Genomic DNA, 19,714 nt, shown 5'->3' with positions numbered 1-19,714 from the left:
ACAGCGGTTCTGACTTGTGTGACAGGAACTATATGTGGATTGATAGAAAGTAACTTAACACCGTGATGTGTTGCCACACACGGCTTGTCGACGCAAGAGCGGCAACCGGGAGTCAGCCAATGAGAGCAGCACGATTCCACGACGGAGGAGACGTTCGCGTAGAGAACATCGAAAGCGCCCCAGTTGGGCGGACGGACGTCCGCATCGAGGTAAAGGCGTGTGGGATCTGCGGATCCGATCTGCACGAGTACCGGACGGGCCCCCACTTCACACCCCAGGAGACCCACTCCAAGACAGGGCAGCGTAACCCGATCACGATGGGTCACGAGTTTAGTGGGACAGTGAGTGAAGTCGGCGCGGAGGTATCGCGCATCGCCGTCGGGGATCGCGTGACGGTCGAGCCGAACATCCCCTGCGGCGACTGTCTCTACTGCGAGGACGGGATGTACCACCTGTGCAAAAACGCAGTCGCCGTTGGGTTCCACACGGGGGCCGGCGGATTCGCCGAGAACGCGGTCGTTCCCGAACAGCAGGTTCACGTCCTCCCCGACGAGGTCTCGCTGGAAGAAGGCGCCCTCGTGGAACCGCTCGCCGTCGGTCTCCACGCGGTTCGGCAGTCAGGTATGAGTGTGGGCGACGCGGTCGGCGTCTTCGGCTGTGGCCCCATCGGACTCACGGTTATCAACGCCGCGGTCGCGGCCGGTGCGAAGCGGATCTTCGCATCAGAACCGAACGAAACCCGCCGGGAAGTCGCACTTGAACTCGGGGCCGACATCGGCATCAATCCGATGGAGGAGGACGCGGTCGATACGATCAAAGAGCGGACTCCCGACGGCGTGGAGGTCGCCTTCGAGTTCGCCGGAATCGGACCCGCCTTCAATTCAGCCGTCCAGAGCACCAAGCGTGCCGGGACCATCACCGTCGGGAGCATCAGCGATGCCGACATCACGACGAACATGCTCGATATAGTCGCGACCGAACGGAAAGTTGTGGGAACGAACTGCTACGGGTTCCCGCCGCAGTCGTTCCGAAGCGAGTTCGACGCCATCATCCAATCGCTCGCGGCGGGCAATATAAACACGGACGCGTTCATCACCGGCCGGATCGACCTTGAGGATATCACCGAGGAGGGCTTCGAGGAGTTACTCGACTCCGAGACTGACCACGTGAAAATCCTGGTCAAGCCGTAGCAAGTCTCCCTCACATTCAACAATGGACAGGACCCATCATATGCACTCGCTACACGAACTGAAGACACGACAGCGAACCACCAGTCCGGAACAGGAGAATCGCCGACGATGATTCGACCGTCTATCTGTCTGGAGATGATCTACGAGGACGCGCCGTTCGTCGACCGCATCGACCGCGTCGCCGACCACGGCTTCGACACCGTCGAGTTCTGGACGTGGCCCGACAAGGACCTCGACGCCGTCGAGGCGGGCCTCGACGAACGCGACGTCTCCGTCGCCGGAATGGCCGCGAACACCGAGCTCCGGCGTCCCGAAGAACTCGAGCGAGCGTTGACCGACCCGTCGAAGCAGGAGGCGATCGTCGGCGACTTCGAGAAGTCGATCGAGGTCGCGAAACGGTTCGACTGTTCGAACCTCATCGTCCTCGTCGGCCCCGAACTCGAGTACGCGCACGCGGAGATGTACGAAAGCGTCGTGACCTGCCTCCAGGAGGTCGCGCCGACGGCCGAAGCAGCGGACGTTACGCTGATTGTCGAGCCGCTAAACACTGCTGTCGACCACGAGGGCTACTTTCTCGAACAGTCGAGCGTCGGCTTCGATATCGCCCATGAGGTCGACAGTCCAGCGGTGAAAATTAACTTCGACATCTACCACCAGCAGATCAGCGAGGGGAACATCATCTCGACCGTGACGGAGAACCTCGACGCCATCGGTCACCTCCACGTCGCGGACGTCCCGGACCGTCACGAACCCGGGACGGGAGAGTTGAACTATCCGAACATTCTCGCGGCGGTCGACGACGCGGGATACGACCGCTACGTCGGATTCGAGTACACCGCCGCGGAGGACGACGACCGGGCGCTGACCGCGATTCGAGAACTCGTGACGGAGTAGATGGTCTCCGGTAAATTTCGGGCACACGATGATAAGGTTTCCCGCCTCACCGGAGCTGAGTTACGAGGACGATCCGTTCGTCGACCGCATCGGCCGCGTCGCCGACCACGGCACGGTCTTTATCGCGCTGTTCGGTGCCTCTCGATCGTCGCGACGACAGGTCTGCGTCCGCGACCGGACGGTGCTCGTCACGTTCACGCCCGCAGGGGGTGTTCGTCGCGGCGAACTGGCTCGCGTGGTTCTCCGCGCTTCAGCTCGGAACAGTCGTCACGGTGGTCTGCTCGCGAACGTCTATCCGCGCTTCATCGTCGCCGTCTCCTACGCACTTGTCCGACACCCGCCGACGTCACCGCGCGTTATCGGGGAAATCACCGCGATCGTCGCCGGGACCACGCTGATGCAGTTGGGCTGACGGCGTCGGTCTCTGTAGAGCGTGTCGCCTCCCTCATCGCTCGAACGAGACGACCGTCTTGATCGTCTCGTCCGAATCTGCGAGCGCCTCGTCGATCTCCCCGATCCCGTACACGCCGGTAACTAGGTCGTCGAGCAGTTCGTTCGGTGTCTCGTCGAGCCACGCAGCGGCCGCCTCGAAGTGTGCGCGGCGGGAGTTGACCACCCCGAGGAGGGCCTTGTTGGCGGTGACGAGCCCCGCGTGGAAGGCGGCCGCGTCGACCTCGAACGTCCCCGACGTCGGGATGCCCTGAAGCGTCGCGACGCCGTTCGGAGCCAGCGCGTCCACCGCGTCGATCGCGTGTCTCGCGTACCCCGTCGTCTCGAAGACGAAGTCGGTGGGTTCGTGCACTTCAGGGAACGCCTCGAGTGAGGTCTTTCGCGAGTCGATGTAGGTTCCGTCGACGCGCTCGATGAAGTCGATCGTCGGGTCCGGCCGGTCACGTCGGCCGAGACAGTAGGTTCGGGCGAACTCATCGCCGGCCGCTAACCGCGCGAGTCCGAGCAGTCCGAGGTTGCCGTTCCCGAGCACGAAGGCGCTCTGCGGTTGCCAGTCGAACGCCGCGCGAGCCGTGAACGCCTGTTCGAGCGCTTTCTCGACGAGGCTCGCAGGTTCGACGAAGAAACCGTAGTCGGTGAGTGAGTCCGGAACCGGCACGAGGAACTCGGGCCGACAGGTGAAGACCTCCGACAGGTAGCCGTGGGCACCGACGATGCCGCACTCGTGGAACGTACCCGGCGGTGCCATGTCGAGCTCGTCCGACGACTGGCCGTCCAGCGGGCGTCGAACCAGCGGTATGACGGTCTGCCCCTCCTCCAGTGCCGTCCCGTTGGCATCCTCGACGACGCCGACCGCCTCGTGGCCCATGACGAGGTGATTCTCTCCCGCGGGCGAGTCACCGCCGATTTCGTCGGCGGCGATCCGTCTGTCGGAGCCGTCGATCCCGACAGCGAGCGTCCGAACCAAGACCTCACTGTCGTCCGGAACAGGGTCGTCTTTCTCGACTACGCGTACCTCGGAGTCGTCCGGAAACAGCGCGATAGCTTGCATTGGTACGAGTAGTGTGGTATCAAGACGAGTAATAGAACTTCCCCTGTGAGACGAGTGTGCACCGTTGTTTGCGACGGAATATGGCCCCGGGAGATGTAGAGGACCACGTCGAGTGGTTCGATTCAAAGCGTGATGCGTGAGCCGGTACTGTGACTCCGCTTGACCGCATCGACTACCTTCTGGGTCGCGAGGCCCTCGGCGAAATTCGGGCTGTACGTACCGTCTTCCGCGATGGCAGAGAGGAACTCGTAGTTCTCGTGGACGAAGGCGTGCTCCCAGCCGATGATGTGCCCAGTCGGCCACCATGCGTCCATGTACGGGTGGTCGTCGTCGGTGACGAGGATGCGCCTCCACCCGTTATCGTCTCCAGTCCTGACCTCCAGTTCGTTCAACCGTTCCATGTCGAACCGGAACCCACCCTCGGAGCCGTACACCTCGATGCGGTTACCTCCTTTGTGCCCCGTCGCGACGCGTGACCCCTCCATGACTCCCATCGCTCCCGATTCGAAGGACACGAGTGCGGAGAACTCATCGTCGGTCGTCACCGGTCGCATCTCATCCGATCCCTCGACGGGACGTTTGTCGACGAACGTCTCGAGATTGCCCATGACCGAGTCGATGTCCCCGACGAGCCACCGAGCGAGATCAATGGTGTGTGAGCCGACGTCGCCGAGGACGCCCGTCCCGGCCATGTCGGTATCGTTGCGCCACGACCACGGAAAGTTCGGATCCGCGGACCAGCCCTGTAAGTACTGCCCTCGGAACCGTCGGATGTCACCGAAGTCCCCGGCGTCGGTCATCCGCTTCGCGAGTTGAATCGCGGGCACGTAACGGTAGTTGAATGCCACGCCTGCGAGCGCGTCGCTCCGACGCGCGGCGGAGTCCATCCGACGGGCTTCTTCGAGCGTGGGTGCGAGGGGCTTCTCACAGAAGACGTGGACATCGTTCTCTAGGGCGGTCACGGTCGGCTCGACGTGGACGTGATTCGGGCCGAGGTTGTACAGGACGTCGATGTCGTCGATGGCCGCCTCCCAGTCAGTCTCGACGCGGGCGAATCCGAACCGATCGGCAGCCTCCTCGACTGCGTCTCGGTTCCGACCGATGAGGATCGAGCGCTCGATTGCGGGTGCGTCGGGGAAGAACATCAGAAGCCTGTCGAGCGCATTCGCGTGCGCCTTACCCATGAATCGGTAGCCGAGGAATCCAGTGGTGAGTGTCATCGTTGTGGGTCGTCTGTCGGATCGTACACACCGGGAGGCGCTGGCACTGTGATGTCGTATCAGTGCCGGCGTCTACCGACGCCGGCGGTTCACGAGGTCTTTCCACGTATCCATACTGAAGCTAGTGTAATAATTGGTCGGGTTTCGAGGAGCCCGTGTCGCCGTTCAGCCACTCCATGCGGTACAACGGACATGAAGCCGAACTCGGGGAACTGTGACATCATCGGGACAGTACGCTTGATGGACGCCCACGTGCCGGCCAGATATCCCTGCGTTGCTCACGAGAGGCAGCGGTACCGCACCCGAAGGTATAACACCATCTGTCCGAAACGCATGTGACGATGCAATTCGGAGTCATCGGCTGTGGCACAGTCGCACAGATCATGCACATTCCCTATCTCGCGGAGCTCCCGAAGGCAGCGCTGTACGCGCTCGTCGACCCGGCCGAAGACCGGGCCGACGAGCTCGCGGACCGGTACAACGTCCCGCACGTCTACACGAGCCACGACTCGCTCCTCGAGGAACGCGGTGATGAACTCGACGCGGTGATCGTCCTCACGCCCGCGCAGACACACGCAAACGTTGTTGTCGACACGCTAGCGGCGGGGGTACACACGCTCGTCGAGAAGCCGCTCGCGGCGACGCTCGAGGACGCAACCGCGATGGTCGAGGCGGCCGAGACGTCCGACGCGACCGCGATGGTCGCGTACATGAAGCGGTACGACCCCTCGTACGAACGGGCACGGGAACAGATCGACGGTCTCGACGCTATCGACCTCGTCACCGCCTACGACGTGGACCCGGACCACTTCCGAATCATCGACGAGGTGTACGACCTCGTCGGCGGGACCCCACCGGCGGACCTCGTCGAAGAGAGCGTCGCCAAGCGACGGGCAGACATCGAACAGGCGATCGGTACCGACGACAATCTGCTCGTGGACGCATACGACTTTCAGCTCGACCACCTCTGCCACGACGTGAGCGCACTCCGAGGTCTGTTCGGCGAGGTCGAGCGCATCGCCCACGTGGACATCTTTGCGGGGGGACGATACGCCTCGGCACACCTCGTCTACGAGGACGGCGTCCGATGCGTGCTGGAGACCGGCAACTCCGACCGCAAGTGGTTCGAGGAGTTCATCCGGGTGGACGGGCCCGACGGGATGGTCAAAGTGGACTTCTCGAACCCGTTCATCAAGAACACGCCGACCGAACTCCGCGTCAAGCGGGGTATCGAGGAACTATTGGACACGGTCTACACGCCGTCGTACGACGAGAGCTTCAAGCGCGAACTGCAATATTTCATCCGGTGTGTCGAGGGTGATGCCGAGGTCCGGACCACGTTCGCCGAGGCGCGCGAGGACCTCCGCGTCATCATTGATCTCTTCCGGACCTATCGTGGAGAGCACCCTCGAGCCGACCGGGAGGAGCCGTGACCGTGGTGCCTGGTACGACTGGTTGCCTGCTCTTCGCGGTCGCGAAGGCAAGCGACGACGGGGGTCCTCCCTCACTCATCGAAGTCTGACTCGGTGTGCCCGGATACAGAGCCATGCTGTTCGGTCACTGATCGCCCTTCTCCACCAGAGAATCGCGGAGAGCTAGCTCACGGTCTTCGTCGCACCTCCCAGCGCGATCGCACCCAATATAACATATTTCTTATGGGTTGAGCAACCTTTATTTCCTCCAAGAGCACTGTGTCACTCATGAGCGTGGAGATGAGGTCCACAGTAGTCGATAGACTAACAGCTCCGATAATCGAATATTTGATCGAGTATCCCGTCCTGGTTGCCGTTTTGACCTGGCTCGGCGTCACCGCGCTGTTCACGTTCTTGAATCCGTCGGTGATGTTCCAGGCGAACATCTGGGGGAACATCTTCCGTCAGACGGCGCTCATCGCCCCGGTGGCGATCCTGGTCGCCCTGTTGATGATCGGTGGCGACTTCGACATGACCGTCGGCGCCAACTACGCGATGTCGGCAATGTTCTTCATTCTCATTGTCAACCAGGGAGTCCCAGCGTCGCTCGCGATACTCGTGACCCTTGCGCTGGGTGGCGCAATCGGGCTGCTGAACGGGGTCATGGTGACGTCCACCGGGATCCACTCTTTCATCATCACGCTGGGAGGCTGGTTCTCCATCCGCGGGGCCCTGCTGTTGCTGTTCAGCGGGAGCGCGCAGCTGGAAAGCGACGCCGCGATCATGCAGCTCTTCAGCTACGACTTCGGTGCCAACTTCGAAGCGGCGATCCTGTGGATGTTCCTCATACTGCTCGGCGCGCTGTACCTCGTCCACCGGACGACCTACGGAAACCACCTCTACGCGGTCGGAAGCGACAGGGACGCCGCGCGCGCCAGAGGTATTCAAGTGACCCGGACTCGGATCACCGCGTTCGTGCTGACCGGTATGGCCGCCTCGTTCGCGTCCCTGATGCACGTCGCGCGGTTCGGGTCGGCCCGTCCCGTCCTCCAGACGGAGCTCCCGCTGGTGGCGATCGCGGCGGCCGTCCTCGGCGGCTGTGCGCTGTTCGGCGGCCGTGGGAGCCCGAACGCGGGATTCTTCGGCGCGCTGACGTTCGGGACGTTCGGTGCCGGCCTGATCGCGGTCGGTGCGAGTTCGTCCTGGTACCAGTTCTTCGTCGGCATCGTCCTCGTCGGTGCAGTGGTTTTCAACCGATACGTTAACAGACTGCGGCAGAAAAGGCGGTGATCTCAATGAGCGAACGTACACCACTATTACAGCTGAATGACATCAAGAAGAGTTTCGGTTCCATCCAGGCGCTCAAGGGAGTGTCCCTGGAGGTGAACGAAGGAGAGGTCCTCGCCCTCGTCGGCGACAACGGCGCCGGCAAGAGCACCCTCATCAAGAACATCGTCGGCTACCACCAGCCCAACTCGGGCGAGATCTATTGGAGGGGCGAGCGCGTCACGTTCAAGAATCCCGACGAAGCCTTGGAGCGGGGTCTCAGCATCGTCTACCAAGACATGGAGCTGATCCCGTCGCTGACGGTCGCGCGGAACCTGTTCCTCGGCAAGGAGCCGACAACCCGCTTCGGAAAACTCGACTTCGACCTGATGTACGACGAAACGAAGAAGGTCCTAGACGAGATCGGTCTGGAGTCGTTGAACGACCCCACCCTGCCAGCGGAGAACCTTTCGGGCGGCGAGGCCCAGAGCATCAAGATCGGCCGGGCGCTGCACTTCGACGCGGACCTACTGATCCTCGACGAACCGCTCCGGAACCTCTCGGTGAAGGAATCCGAGAAAGTCCTGGAGACGGTCGAACGGACGAAAGAGCAGGGGATCGGCACCATCTACATCTCGCACAACATTTTCAACGCCTACGAACTCGCCGACCGAATTCACCTCCTCGATGCGGGCCGGACGATGGACGAGTTCAGGAAAGAGGAGATCGCGGGTCCGAAGGAGCTGATCAATAAGATGAAGACGGTCGCCGGAGGGGGAACAATCGCGTAACCGGTCGGAATGCGATTCACCCGTTCACGCAGCGGTGCCGTAACGATTGACAACCGGCGATTCCCTGCAACGGTGTGTTCGCCGGCAACTGTTCGACGAGACATCAGCATTGCAGCCGAGACGGCTGCGTCCGTCGTCGCGATGAACGGCGTGTGGATGACGGCGTAGACCTGTATTTGTACGAAATAATCGACATACTTATGTGCGCGTGTTCATTGATATCATACGTGCATGAGCCCGAAGCAGATGCCTGACAGTTTCGAGTACGGACAGATATCCCGGCGCCAGGCACTAGCAGCGACCGGCGCGGCCGGAGTAGCCATCCTTGCCGGGTGTGCTGACCAAGGTCTCGGTAACGAGAATGGGTCCGACGCTAGCAATCAGACGCAAAACGTCCAGATACGGTACATCCCCCACGGAGCCCCGGGTCAGGACCCGTTCTGGGAGGCCCAGAATGATGGCTGGAAAACGGCCGTCGATCAGCTCGGCGTGCAGGCGTCCTACCAAGGTCCGGACGAGTCGTCGAACTTCACTCAACAGGTTAACAACATCGAAACGGCCATCGACGCCGGCGTAGACGGTATCGCGGTAACGTTGCCTGACCCGCCGCTGTTCCAAGAGGCACTCCAGCGTGCCGCCGACGAGGGCATCTACGTCATTGTCACGAACGTCACCGAGACGGGCGAGAAGACGATGCCTTGGCACGGCTACATCGGTCAGAAAGAGGCCATCGTCGGCAACGAGTTGGCGACCCAGACCCTTCCTCTGTTCAAGGAGAAGACCGGCTCCCCTCCGAGCGGGGCTGTGATTCTCAACCAAGATCCGGGCCACTCGGCACTCAAACTCCGCCAGGGGGGGATCGAGGAAGTCCTCAATAACAACAACATCCCTCACGACTGGATCGAGGTGCCAGCAGGCGACCCTTCGGGCGTGATCAGCCGGCTCGCCAGCCATCGCTCAAACAACCCCGACGTGAATCTCGTCTTCACACTCGGTCCGGTCGCCGGAGATCCGGCGATAGACTACATCAAGAACGAAGGACTCCAGGGCAAGGTGTACCATGCAGGGGTCGACATCTCTCAGACTCAAGCTACCGCGATCCAAGAAGGTCACAACTTGGCACAGGTCATCCAGCAGCCGGCACTGCAGGGCTACCTGGCGGCCCACTACCTCACATCGAAGTTAGCGTGGGGCATCCTGACTCCGTCTCACACACCGACGGGCCCGACGTTCGTTCACGCAGGGAACGTGGACTCGGTCATGACGCAGATCGAGACGTTCAGTGTTGCCTGAACGGCTCGGTTCGTCCGCCAGCGGTCAAACGTTCAGTGTTTTTTAGTCCACGCTTCTCTCGACAGCACACGTCACGAAGTTGGAGACTAGGTGGGGAACTCCCGGTGCTCCATACAACGACAGGTACCGCGACTGTGTAGTCATACGAGCGACGAGGACCGTGGAACTCGATGCAGAGCGGAATCCACGTCTCAACGACGAACCGACGCCGGCCGAGCGCGAGACGAAGCGCCCGACGTCCTGGCAGTCGTCACCGACAGCTTCTGTACCGATTGCGACGAGGGCCTCGGTACACTCACTGGTCATTCTACTCGCCTCGGGCTGTTAAAGGCCGGGACTCCCGGTCGCTCTCGATTGAGAGAACCGGGCTGAGGAGTAAGCGGTGGCAGAGACCGGGATCCACGAACCGCTGTCGTCACACCGTTCGACACCGTCGACGACCCGCTAGACGGGCAGTCCGGCCTCGAAGTCCGTTCGTCCGAGCGGTCCGGGTCAGTCGCCGCGCACCCCCCGCCAGAAGTCGTAGTTCTGTTTGGCGTGGACGAGCGGCCGTTCGGTCCGGTTCTCGATCTCGATGGTGTAGTGTCCGTCGTAGCCGGCGTCCGACAGGGCGTCGTGGACTCCCTCGAAGTCGAGGATCCCCTGCCCGAGGTCGGTGAACGAGCGGAAGTAGTTGATGACGTTGTCGAGGTGGAAGTCGGCGTTCGACAGCGCGTCGCGGTTCGCCGTGAAGTCCTTGACCGGGTCGATGTCTTTGAGGTGGACGTACGCGATGTCGTCGGCGAACCGCTCGATGCCGTCGGTCACGTCCCCCTCGGGGTAGTGTTCGCCGTACGGGTAGTAGTGGGCAGTGTCGAAGATGAGCTCCAGTCCGTCGACGGCGTCGAGGTAGTGCCGTATCTCGTCCGATTGCTCGACGGCGGTCGCGCCGTGGTGGTGGATGAGGGGACGTACCCCGGCGTCGACGGCCGCGTCGCCGATCCGCGACAGCCAGTCCTCGACTGTCGCCTCGTCGTGTCGGCCGCGCTGTGGGGGTAAGAGTCCGACGAATTCGGCCCCGAGGTCGGACACCATCGGCATGGCGTCGACCATCCGCTGAACCGCCACCTCCGTCTCGATCCACTCGCCCATCGCGAGGTAGAATTCGAGATCGTAGTCGTCGAGCCACCGGCCGACGTTCTCCGGGCCGGCTGCACGGATCTTTTCGACGCTGATCTCGGCCCCATCGTAGCGGCAGGCCGCGATATCCCCGAGCGCGTCCTCGATCTCCTCGGCATCGTACATGATAGTAGTGTATCCAGTACCCATGGTAGCGACCATCACGAGCCATTGAAAAATAGTTTCTGGAGTATAGGTTGACACAGCGCTCGACCGGTCCCCCCCATCGACCGAAGGGTTCTACCGACCCGGGAGAGGGCGGACTCCGGCAGCGCGCTGCCGACCGACGCGTTCAACGACTCCGACGTGGACATCTTTCAGCCCACACGAACAGCGAGCGTCCCACACCGCCGACCCTTATTCTGGCAGTAGACGAGGACGTCGACCGTACGGGTCGTCACGTCCAACCTTCGAAGACCGCCTCCTCGATATCGAGGTCGAACGTGCTCCCCGCAGTGACGCCCACGGCAGTCGTCTTTTGCGTATTAGTCATCATCGTGTGCCCCTCTCTGACGAACACTAAAAATTCCCATCCCAGAACCCAAACGATATACGACCGTGATCTGAACTGTTGACTATGCCACGAGCGATAAACAGCATTCTGCTCGTTATCGGTCCAAACGACCGCGATCACGTCGACGCACTGCTCGACGAAGTACTCGCCATCGCAGTCCCGACCGGCGCGGAAGTCTACCTTCTTCACGTGTTTCCGCGTGACGAGTACGAAGATCTCCTCGCACAGATCGACTCCTCGGGCGGGAGCATCCCACCGGACGAACTTGCGGCACGCCATGCGAGTATCAGTACGCCAGCGAGCCGATTCGAAGAGTTGGACGTGGCTTACGAGATCCGGGGCGTCATCGGGAAGCCCGAGTCCGAGGTCGTTCGCGTGGCGAACGACCTCGACGTCGACCGCATCGTCATCGGCGGGACCGGTCGGTCACCAGCTGGCAAGGCCATCTTCGGCAACCACGTCCAGCAGGTGCTTCTCAACGCGCCCTGTCCTGTGACATACGTCCGGCGGGACTGACAGCCCTCGAGCGCGGCGACCGTCGGTTCCGCTAACGCTCGGACGTGTCGGGAAGCGCCGAAGACGCTAAACCGTTACCCCGCAGTCGATACTGCGTTCGACAACGAGACGAAGCTCGCTTGCAGCCTCGTCGACGTGCCTATCGCCGCGAATCAGAAGGCATTCGAGGTCGATGCAATCAATGGCTGGCAAACACGATGTCTCCGAAGCCGCCATGAGCCTCGCGTAGCTCCTCCCAAAGGACGAGCACGGGCGAGCATCATACGGGACAACCTCAGCGCACAAGTTCGAACTCGATGTCGATGACGTCGAGCGAATCGATGCGAAAGCAGCGTCATCGTCGTACCGAAGACGATTCGGACGGTGTTCGTGGCCACAACGGTCGAAAGCGGTGAGGACAGCCGAGGGCGGGTACGACCGTGTGCCGACGCTGATAGCGATACGAGCGACGGGCCGTGGGGGTTGGTTACTCCTTCTGGTGCTCCTCGACGACGTCCCAGTCGAGTTCGATCCCGAGCCCCGGCCCGTCGGGGATCTGGATGCGACCGTTCTCGATGAACGGCTCGTCCCGCACGAGTAGGTCCTCCCACCAGGGCACCTCGCGCGCGTGATACTCCAGCGCGACGAAGTTGGGAACCGTCGCGCCGACGTGTGCGGTCGCAGCGGTCGCGACCGGGCTGCCGATGTTGTGGGGGACGAGCGCCTGGTAGTAGGCCTCAGCCATGTCGGCGATCTTCTTGGTCTCAGCGATACCACCCGTCTTGGGCACGTCGGGCGCGAGGAAGTCGACGGCCTGCCCTTCAATGAGGTCGCGGAAACCGTGGCGACCGTACCGATTCTCACCCGTGAGGATGGTCGCGTTCACGCGCCGCTTGAGTTCCCGTATCGCGTCGCCGTTTTCCGGCGGGAGCGGGTCCTCGATCCACGCGATATCGTACGGTTCGAGCGCGCGGCATAGCCGTTCGACCGTCTCCGGGCTAAAGTTCCAGTGGAGGTCGACCGCCACCTCGGCGTCGTGACCGACCTCGCCCGTGACGGCCTCGACGACCCGTCGCTTGTGCTTGATTTCGGGCGGATCGAAGTGCCGAGAGAGCGTGTCGAACTCCCGGCCCGAGGGGACATCGAGGTCGAACTTCACGATGTCGAAGCCGTCGTCGACGGCCGCCTGCGCGGCCGCGGCGTACGCCTCCGGCTCGTACGTCTCGGTCGCCTGTCCCTCCTCGGCTGACTCAACCATCGCCTCCCCGGCGTGGCAGTCGGCGTACACCGTCACTTCCTCGCGCATTTTTCCGCCGAGGAGTTGGTACACCGGCTGGCCGAGGAGCTTCCCCGTCGCGTCCCACAGCGCGATCTCCACGCCGCTGATCGCGATGGTTCCGATCCCCTGCTGCGACCCGCGACCCGAGAGGCTCTCGCGCATCAGGTTGTAGAGCCGCTCGACGTCGGCGGGGTTCTCTCCGACCAGCACCGGCCTGAGGTAGTCCGTGATGATCTGGTGGACGCCCGGGGAGGGGTAGCACTCGCCGATACCGGTGACCCCCTCGCTGGTCTCTACGGTCACGATGGTCCACGGAAAGTTTCCGTCGACGACGACCGTGCCGAGGTCCGTTATCTCTGCCAGCGGGCCGTCCGCCCGGCGAGGCGTCTCGTCGAAATCGGCCCACATCGTCGCTGCAAGCGTTGACGCGAAGTCTTCGTACATGGTTTGTGGATTTCCTGTCCGCTTCGTTTCGTGTTACGAGTGGAATGGGTCCGCGCTGCGTCGCTGGGTAACGGACGGCATAGAGCTCGACAGGACACGAACAACACACCCGGTGTTACCGAAGCGCATCATTTACTGTTTCGACAGTTCCCATGTTATACTTTCCGATGCGACGAACCGAGCGAGTCGTGCCGGCGACCGACGGCCAGGCCCCCATTTTATTCCTGTACGTAATCTCCGGTTTTCAACATACGGGGCGTAGTGTTTTCGTGAAAACAGAGCGTACTCACCGACTACAAACACTACGCACCGATGATACCTATCAAAAGGTGTCCGGTCTTGGGACGGGCGTAGCGGTACTGTGTCGACGATGCACTCCTTTCCCTGTAGCGTTCGTCACACATTTATCCGATGCCCAAGTATCTCGTTTCGTGTTCGATTCAGAGACGGAACTCGGCTTCGGAACGTACAGCCTCGTCGGCGACGAGGGTTCGGCCGTCATCGAGACGGCCCTCGAAACTGGGTACAGACACATCGACACTGCCCGCCTCTACGGGAACGAGTCGGAGGTCGGCGACGCCATCGCTGCCTCGGACGTCGACCGCGACGACCTCTTCGTTGCGACGAAGGTCGCCCACTTCGAAGAACCCGAGAAGACGCCGGAGTACGTGCGCACGGCCATCGATGAGAGCCTCGAGCGCCTCGGGCTCGACCGCATTGACCTCGTGTACCACCACTGGCCGCGAAACCAGGAAGAGATCGAAACCGTCCTCCCCGTCCTCGAAGAGTACGTCGAGACGGGTGCCGTCGCCAACCTTGGCGTCAGCAACTACACCGTGGACGACCTGTCGCTGGCCCGTGACCTCGTGGACATCTCCATCGCCGCCAACCAGGTGGAGATGCATCCGCTGCTTCAACAGACGAAGCTACGCGAACACCTGCGCGACACCGAGACGCAGCTCGTCGCATACTCGCCGCTGGCGCAGGGTGAGGTGTTCGACCAAGACGCCGTGCTCGCGGTCGCCGAGAAACACGACATCTCGCCCGCCGTCGTCAGCCTCGCGTGGCTCCTGTCGAAAGACGGCGTCGCGGCGATTCCCCGAACGAGTTCGGTCGATCACCTTCGCGACAACTACCGGGCGAAGGCGCTCGAACTCAACCCGGAGGACGTCAAACGAATCGACGCCATCGATCGAACGCACCGGTGCGAGGACCCGTCCTGGATGTCTTGGTGAGCCATCACGCGGAGCGGCGGGTCGGACGGTCCGCTCGACACTTACACTTATTATACAGTGGCTGTTCGGTTCACGCATGCGAGCACTCGTGCTTGATGCGGAGTGGAATCCGCGTGCAGACTACGACCTGAGCGACGACGAGCGGGAACGACGTCGCGCGATGAACAGCGGTCAGGTGTGGCAGCACCCCGAACTGCGCGTCGAAGAACGCGAGCGTCCCGAACCCGCCACCGACGAGGTGCTAATTCGAGTCCGGTACGCGGGGATCTGCGGTAGCGACGTCTCGATGATCGAGACGGACGACGAGGGATACATGCACTACTCAGCGTACACGCAGTTGCCGAACGTGACGGGTCACGAGTTCGCCGGAGAGGTGGTCGAGACCGGTTCAGACACTAGCCTGTTCGAGGTGGGCGACCTGGTGACAGCGGAGGTGACGGACTACTGCGGGCGGTGTCAGATGTGCCGACAGGGGTTCCACGGTCACTGCGAGAACTTCGAGCAACTTGGATTCACCATCGACGGCGCGTTCGCCGAGTACGTCGCCGTCCCGGAGAAGATCGTCTGGGACGTCTCCGACCTGGCTCGGCAGTACGACGACGAGGATCGGCTGTTCCGCGCGGCCGCAACCATCGAACCCAGCACCATCTCCTACTACGGCCTGTTCGGGAGAGCCGAAGGTATCCTCCCCGGGGACTACCACGTCTACCACGGGGTGGGTCCAATCGGCCTCACCGGAATGAACGTCTCGCGGGCCGCCGGTGCGGGCAAGGTCATCGCGTTCGAACCGTCCGACGAGCGCCGGGAAATCGCGCACGGACTCGGCTTCGACCACGTGTACGATCCGCTCGATGTCGACCCCGTGACTACCATCGACGACGTGACCGACGGCGAGGGGGCCGACGTCCACGTCGAGACGAGCGGTGCCGTCTCGGCGACCTATCCCGTCATCGAGGACTCGCTTAGCGAACGAGCCAACGTTATTCACATAAGCAACGCCGGGTCAAACCCCGAGATAGCGCTCCGGAAGTACCAGGGCAACAGCGCGCAGCTATACGGTTCGGAGGGGCATACCGACCAGCAGGTGTACCCGCGAACAATTCGGCTGATGGCCGCGGGCCGCCTCGATAACCTGCCGATGGTAACGTCGACGTTCGACCTGGCAGACGCCGCCGACGCGGTCAGACAGGCGGCGATGCGAGTCGACGGTAAGGTGCTCATCGAAATGTGATACCGCGGTCATATGGGGTGTCAACTCTTAACCGCTGTTCCGCCGCGGGTGGTGAGCGTAATACGCGGAAAGGAATCGTCGACTTCGTTACTCTTCGAGATCCGCGAGGTCCCACTTGCCGGTAATGATAGCGCCCGAGTCCGGATTGTCGGGTTCGACCACCGCCTCCACGATGGCGGGACCGTCGTGGGCGATAGCCTCCTCGAGCGCGTCGGCGAGATTCTCGGGCTTCACGACGCGTTCGGCGTAGCCGACGTTGAACGACCCGGCCATCTCCATGAAGTCCACGTCAGTCTCTGGATCGAACTCGGTGTCGAGGACGCGGTCCCACCCGTACTTGCTCACCTGGAGATTGCGAATCGACTTCCAGCCGTGGTTGTTGACGATGAGGTAGGTCACGTCTATATCGTGTTCGACCGCGCACGCGACCTCCTGGTTACACATCATGAAGCTCCCGTCGCCTTCGACGGCGACCACGGGACTGTCGGGTTTCGCGAGTTTCGCTCCGATGGCCGCGGAGACGCCGAAACCCATAGTCGAAAAGCCGCCGCACGAGATGTTCGTCCGGGGTTCGTACACCGGGAACTCCGGATTCACGGTTTCTTGTGGTTGGCCGGCGCTGGAGACCACGACACCGTCGCGGGGGAGGACGTCGCGGAGGCTGGCGATGGCACGCGAGATGCTCATGGGCACATCGTCGTCGCGCCAGCGCTCGGCGACCATCTCCTCCCACTCGGACCACAATTCCTGTATCTCGTCGTAGTAGTCGTTACCCTCCTTCGAGACGGGGTCGATGCGCTCTTGAAGTTCGTTCGTAATCTGTCGGGTGACCACCTTCGCATCGCCCTGAATCCCGACCTCCACCGGGAAGTTCTTCCCGATCTCCTGCGGGTCGATGTCGACGTGGACGAGCTTACTCGGCGGGATGTCGAAGCTGACACCCTCCTCGAACGAAGAGGTGTGGAGGTCAGTGAAGCGGCAGCCGATGGCGAGTACGACGTCGGCGTTCGACGCCAGTTCGTTGCCCGCCGTGGAACCGATCCACCCGGCGTAGCCCACGAATAGGTCGTGATCCTCGGGGATGATTCCTTTCGCCTGGAACGTCGGAATCACGGGGGCTTGGAGGTATTCAGCGAGCTCGCGGACTTCGTCCCACGCCTCCGCGAGCATGGTCCCGCCCCCGGGAACGATGACCGGACGGTCGGCGTCCGCGAGCAGCTCCGCTGCGTCCGAGACGGTTCCCGGATCGCCGCCGGGGCGACTGTGTGGGCGACTCTGCGTCGGTTCGGGTAACTCGATGTCGGCGACTGCGCCCTGCACGTCCATCGGGACGTCGACGTGGACCGGTCCCGGACGGCCCGAGAGCGCGATCTGAAACGCGCGTCGGAGGATGCGCGGGAGTTGCTCTACGTCCCGGACTTCGAAGCTCTGTTTGGTCACGGGCTCCATGACGCTGGGGAAGTCACCGGGGTTCTGGCGCTCTATCTCCTGGAGGATGCCTTGGCCGTACTCATGGGTCTGGGGCGCACCAGTGAAGATGACCATCGGGATCGAGTCCACGTACGCCGTCGCCGCCCCCGTCACCGTGTTCGTTGCCCCCGGTCCGATAGAGGTGAATACGGCCAGCGGTTTTCCGCTGGCGCGGGCGTACCCATCTGCAAGGTGCGTCGCGCCTTGTTCGTGCCGCGGTTGAATGATCTCTATGTCGGAGTCGTTGAACGCGTCGAGCAGGTTCGTACTACCGTGGCCGGGGATACCGACGAGGTACTCGACGCCCTCCTTTTCCAGGTACTTGGCGATAATCTCGCCACCGTTCAGTCTGGGCATCTCGTTCGGATAGATGTGGACCCCTTTCTTAAACGTTCCCCCAGGCAGGACGGATACGCAATTTTGATCCAGACGGCCTCACAGCGACGGGATGACCTCGTCGCCCATCACCTCGAAGAATCGCTCCGGTTCAGGGCTGGTGTTACCCAACGCGATGCGGTCGAAGCCCATCTCGGCGTATTCCTCGAGTTGCGCGGCGACGGCGCTCGGATCATCGGCAATGAGGAACTTGGCCTCTATCTCCTCCTCTGTGGCCTTCTCGCCCTCGCGTTCAATGTCCTTGGGGTTCGCCATCGCGCGGTCGAAGACGTTTTGGGTCGTCGCCCACCAGGGACGGGTCGACGCGCGCGCACGCTCGTAATCCGAATCGTAGGAGGCGATGACCAGAAGCGTCGTCTCAATTTCATCAGGATCGCGACCAACCTCCTCGGCGTAGCGGCGGATGGCCGGGTACAACCGGTCCGTGTACTCCTCGCCCTTCTTGACCGTGATGAAGCCATCGCCGTACTGGCTGGCAAGCGTCGCCGTACTTGGGCCGTTCGCGGCGATCTGTATTGTGGGACGCTCGTCGGGCATCGTGTAGAGGCGGGCGTCGTCGACGTCGAAATGTTCGCCCTCGTAATTGTAGAATCCCTCGTTCTCCCAGAGGCCGTGGACGATTTCGAGCGTCTCCTCCAACCGATCGCGTCGAACCGGGTACTCGGGCCAGTCGTGGCCGAGGGGTTTCTCGTTCATCGCCTCACCAGTCGAAAGCCCCAACACGACTCGCTCGTCGTGCATTTCTTGGAGCGTAGCGAACGCCTGCGCCATCAGCGCGGGGTGGTAGTGCTCCCCGGCGGGCGTCACGCACGTTCCGAGGGGGACGTCGATGCGCTCCGTGGCGGCCCCCAACCACGACCACGCGAATCCGGCCTCCGCGTCGGTGTGAAACCACGGATGAAAGTGGTCTGACGTCCAGACGAAGTAGAATCCGTTCTGTGAGGCGAGTTCCGAAAATCTGAGTAGTTGCGACGGGCTGTACTGCTCTTGGTGAGCCATGTAGTCGATGCTGACCATTGTCGTGTAAGTATATACCAGAGTGCATCATAGTATTTTCCCACTCCGGAGGCTCGCGGCCGCTGTCCCCCAACACGGTGAACGTGGTTCTACGCAGCCCGTAGCTCACTAGCTGGCTCTCGTCAGTGACCGTGCGTGCCGTGTAAGCCCGCGTTCGGAAGAAACGAACGACTGTCGTACGTGAACGGTCGCTCCTGATGAGACGAACGACCTTGTTCAAAGAGTCGATGCAGACACGGCGAATCGAGTGTATTCTCATGTCGATATCGCGAAGTGCGTTCGGGGGTTACGAACGGATAACATTCGATCGTAACGATCTAACATATTTAGTTCAGACGGCTTCATCAGGGGGTAACTGCAAGTACCTCCACTGTATCTCGTTGGGGGAAGTAATACTCGCCAACACGGTCAAAGAACTGGTTGAGGAGATAATCGACAAGCATTGACTCTCCAACACACTTACTCGATCAGGTGTGTGACGATAGTACGATTGTAACGGCGTCTCGGTGACGATTCAAAACGAGGTTACTAAATCGTGTCGTTTTGTTGTAAAGGGAAGTAAACCTCTGTCCTTGGCTAACGATAACCGTTCGGAAGAGACGAATCCCTACGACTCGCACCGAGATGACGTGACAACTATGTATCCCGGTCTGAATTGACAATATAGCTGCAGTTGTAGAGGGGCACCGCAAAAACTTTGCGAGCGAGATCTGCTGTACACTTCGGTAATATCGGGTAACGCTATTAAGAAAGAGATTCTGGGGTAGGGCTCTTAACGAATACGGCCAGTCCTACCTTTTCGCTACAGACGTTAACCTTCTCAATGGTTTATGGAAGGAGCTATCTCTACACCGCACTGGTTGTTGTTCAGAAACGAGTTGAGTGACAGCTCGAGATTATCCTACAAC

Annotated in this window: 16 protein-coding genes; 10 read left to right on the top strand and 6 right to left on the bottom strand. The window is 61.7% G+C overall.

The window, feature by feature from the left end:
- The first annotated feature begins 65 nt into the window (after positions 1-65).
- The 3 genes from CNO20_RS09235 (at position 66) to CNO20_RS09225 (ending at position 2,496) form a co-directional block, all read left to right on the top strand.
- On the top strand, positions 66-1,190 hold the full coding sequence (locus CNO20_RS09235) for a 2,3-butanediol dehydrogenase (protein ID WP_233204045.1): 1,125 nt from the start codon (positions 66-68) through the stop codon (positions 1,188-1,190).
- Between the two features lie 108 nt (positions 1,191-1,298).
- Positions 1,299-2,084 (top strand): hydroxypyruvate isomerase family protein, encoded by a 786-nt coding sequence (locus CNO20_RS09230; RefSeq protein ID WP_199174784.1) that lies wholly within the window; start codon positions 1,299-1,301, stop codon positions 2,082-2,084.
- Between the two features lie 28 nt (positions 2,085-2,112).
- A complete protein-coding gene (locus tag CNO20_RS09225) occupies positions 2,113-2,496 on the top strand; it encodes a hypothetical protein (RefSeq protein ID WP_101295864.1) in 384 nt (127 codons plus the stop codon).
- Between the two features lie 33 nt (positions 2,497-2,529).
- On the opposite strand, the gene CNO20_RS09220 is transcribed toward CNO20_RS09225, so the two are convergent.
- Together CNO20_RS09220 and CNO20_RS09215 are read right to left on the bottom strand one after the other, a co-directional pair.
- The gene (locus CNO20_RS09220; protein ID WP_101295863.1) at positions 2,530-3,585 is read right to left on the bottom strand and encodes an alcohol dehydrogenase catalytic domain-containing protein; all 1,056 of its coding nucleotides are present in this window, start codon (positions 3,583-3,585) and stop codon (positions 2,530-2,532) included.
- A 122-nt stretch (positions 3,586-3,707) separates the two neighbouring features.
- A complete protein-coding gene (locus tag CNO20_RS09215; protein ID WP_101295862.1) occupies positions 3,708-4,805 on the bottom strand; it encodes a Gfo/Idh/MocA family protein in 1,098 nt (365 codons plus the stop codon).
- 341 nt (positions 4,806-5,146) lie between these two features.
- Between CNO20_RS09215 and CNO20_RS09210 the strand changes: the two genes are divergently transcribed.
- From CNO20_RS09210 to CNO20_RS09195, 4 genes are all read left to right on the top strand, one after another.
- Positions 5,147-6,238, top strand: a complete 1,092-nt coding sequence (locus CNO20_RS09210) for a Gfo/Idh/MocA family protein (protein WP_101295861.1) — start codon at positions 5,147-5,149, stop codon at positions 6,236-6,238.
- A 267-nt stretch (positions 6,239-6,505) separates the two neighbouring features.
- The gene (locus CNO20_RS09205; RefSeq protein WP_101295860.1) at positions 6,506-7,507 is read left to right on the top strand and encodes an ABC transporter permease; all 1,002 of its coding nucleotides are present in this window, start codon (positions 6,506-6,508) and stop codon (positions 7,505-7,507) included.
- A 5-nt stretch (positions 7,508-7,512) separates the two neighbouring features.
- A complete protein-coding gene (locus CNO20_RS09200) occupies positions 7,513-8,274 on the top strand; it encodes an ATP-binding cassette domain-containing protein (RefSeq protein WP_101295859.1) in 762 nt (253 codons plus the stop codon).
- A 231-nt stretch (positions 8,275-8,505) separates the two neighbouring features.
- Positions 8,506-9,567 (top strand): substrate-binding domain-containing protein, encoded by a 1,062-nt coding sequence (locus CNO20_RS09195; RefSeq protein WP_101295858.1) that lies wholly within the window; start codon positions 8,506-8,508, stop codon positions 9,565-9,567.
- 492 nt (positions 9,568-10,059) lie between these two features.
- On the opposite strand, the gene CNO20_RS09190 is transcribed toward CNO20_RS09195, so the two are convergent.
- The gene (locus CNO20_RS09190; protein ID WP_101295857.1) at positions 10,060-10,875 is read right to left on the bottom strand and encodes a sugar phosphate isomerase/epimerase family protein; all 816 of its coding nucleotides are present in this window, start codon (positions 10,873-10,875) and stop codon (positions 10,060-10,062) included.
- Positions 10,876-11,302: 427 nt separating this feature from the next.
- Between CNO20_RS09190 and CNO20_RS09185 the strand changes: the two genes are divergently transcribed.
- Positions 11,303-11,755: a universal stress protein gene (locus tag CNO20_RS09185; RefSeq protein WP_101295856.1), complete on the top strand. Its 453-nt coding sequence runs from the start codon at positions 11,303-11,305 to the stop codon at positions 11,753-11,755.
- A gap of 466 nt (positions 11,756-12,221) precedes the next feature.
- On the opposite strand, the gene CNO20_RS09180 is transcribed toward CNO20_RS09185, so the two are convergent.
- Complete coding sequence (locus CNO20_RS09180) at positions 12,222-13,457, bottom strand: mandelate racemase/muconate lactonizing enzyme family protein (protein WP_101295855.1); 1,236 nt, start codon at positions 13,455-13,457, stop codon at positions 12,222-12,224.
- Between the two features lie 431 nt (positions 13,458-13,888).
- On the opposite strand from CNO20_RS09180, the gene CNO20_RS09175 reads away from it, so the two are divergent.
- Together CNO20_RS09175 and iolM are read left to right on the top strand one after the other, a co-directional pair.
- A complete protein-coding gene (locus tag CNO20_RS09175) occupies positions 13,889-14,692 on the top strand; it encodes an aldo/keto reductase (RefSeq protein WP_233204043.1) in 804 nt (267 codons plus the stop codon).
- Between the two features lie 76 nt (positions 14,693-14,768).
- A complete protein-coding gene (iolM, locus tag CNO20_RS09170; RefSeq protein WP_101295853.1) occupies positions 14,769-15,923 on the top strand; it encodes a scyllo-inosose 3-dehydrogenase in 1,155 nt (384 codons plus the stop codon).
- Positions 15,924-16,010: 87 nt separating this feature from the next.
- On the opposite strand, the gene CNO20_RS09165 is transcribed toward iolM, so the two are convergent.
- Positions 16,011-17,750, bottom strand: coding sequence for a thiamine pyrophosphate-binding protein (locus tag CNO20_RS09165; protein ID WP_101295852.1), 1,740 nt, complete (start codon positions 17,748-17,750; stop codon positions 16,011-16,013).
- Positions 17,751-17,828: 78 nt separating this feature from the next.
- A complete protein-coding gene (locus tag CNO20_RS09160; protein ID WP_101295851.1) occupies positions 17,829-18,806 on the bottom strand; it encodes a TIGR03557 family F420-dependent LLM class oxidoreductase in 978 nt (325 codons plus the stop codon).
- Positions 18,807-19,714 lie beyond the last annotated feature (908 nt).

Origin of the sequence: Halegenticoccus soli (assembly GCF_002844195.1) — an archaeon.
In the GTDB taxonomy this organism is placed as follows: domain Archaea; phylum Halobacteriota; class Halobacteria; order Halobacteriales; family Haloferacaceae; genus Halegenticoccus; species Halegenticoccus soli.
This window is presented reverse-complemented; position numbering and strand designations above follow the sequence as displayed.

Bases quoted from the DNA above. Each gene is read 5' to 3' on its own strand.
- CNO20_RS09185 (WP_101295856.1), top strand. From the start codon at position 11,303: ATGCCACGAGCGATAAACAGCATTCTGCTCGTTATCGGTCCAAACGAC.
- CNO20_RS09210 (WP_101295861.1), top strand. From the start codon at position 5,147: ATGCAATTCGGAGTCATCGGCTGTGGCACAGTCGCACAGATCATGCAC.
- CNO20_RS09190 (WP_101295857.1), bottom strand. From the start codon at position 10,875: ATGGGTACTGGATACACTACTATCATGTACGATGCCGAGGAGATCGAG.
- CNO20_RS09225 (WP_101295864.1), top strand. From the start codon at position 2,113: ATGATAAGGTTTCCCGCCTCACCGGAGCTGAGTTACGAGGACGATCCG.
- CNO20_RS09165 (WP_101295852.1), bottom strand. From the start codon at position 17,750: ATGCCCAGACTGAACGGTGGCGAGATTATCGCCAAGTACCTGGAAAAG.
- CNO20_RS09215 (WP_101295862.1), bottom strand. From the start codon at position 4,805: ATGACACTCACCACTGGATTCCTCGGCTACCGATTCATGGGTAAGGCG.
- CNO20_RS09205 (WP_101295860.1), top strand. From the start codon at position 6,506: ATGAGCGTGGAGATGAGGTCCACAGTAGTCGATAGACTAACAGCTCCG.
- CNO20_RS09180 (WP_101295855.1), bottom strand. From the start codon at position 13,457: ATGTACGAAGACTTCGCGTCAACGCTTGCAGCGACGATGTGGGCCGAT.
- CNO20_RS09235 (WP_233204045.1), top strand. From the start codon at position 66: ATGTGTTGCCACACACGGCTTGTCGACGCAAGAGCGGCAACCGGGAGT.
- CNO20_RS09230 (WP_199174784.1), top strand. From the start codon at position 1,299: ATGATTCGACCGTCTATCTGTCTGGAGATGATCTACGAGGACGCGCCG.
- CNO20_RS09220 (WP_101295863.1), bottom strand. From the start codon at position 3,585: ATGCAAGCTATCGCGCTGTTTCCGGACGACTCCGAGGTACGCGTAGTC.
- CNO20_RS09200 (WP_101295859.1), top strand. From the start codon at position 7,513: ATGAGCGAACGTACACCACTATTACAGCTGAATGACATCAAGAAGAGT.
- CNO20_RS09160 (WP_101295851.1), bottom strand. From the start codon at position 18,806: ATGGTCAGCATCGACTACATGGCTCACCAAGAGCAGTACAGCCCGTCG.
- iolM (WP_101295853.1), top strand. From the start codon at position 14,769: ATGCGAGCACTCGTGCTTGATGCGGAGTGGAATCCGCGTGCAGACTAC.
- CNO20_RS09195 (WP_101295858.1), top strand. From the start codon at position 8,506: ATGAGCCCGAAGCAGATGCCTGACAGTTTCGAGTACGGACAGATATCC.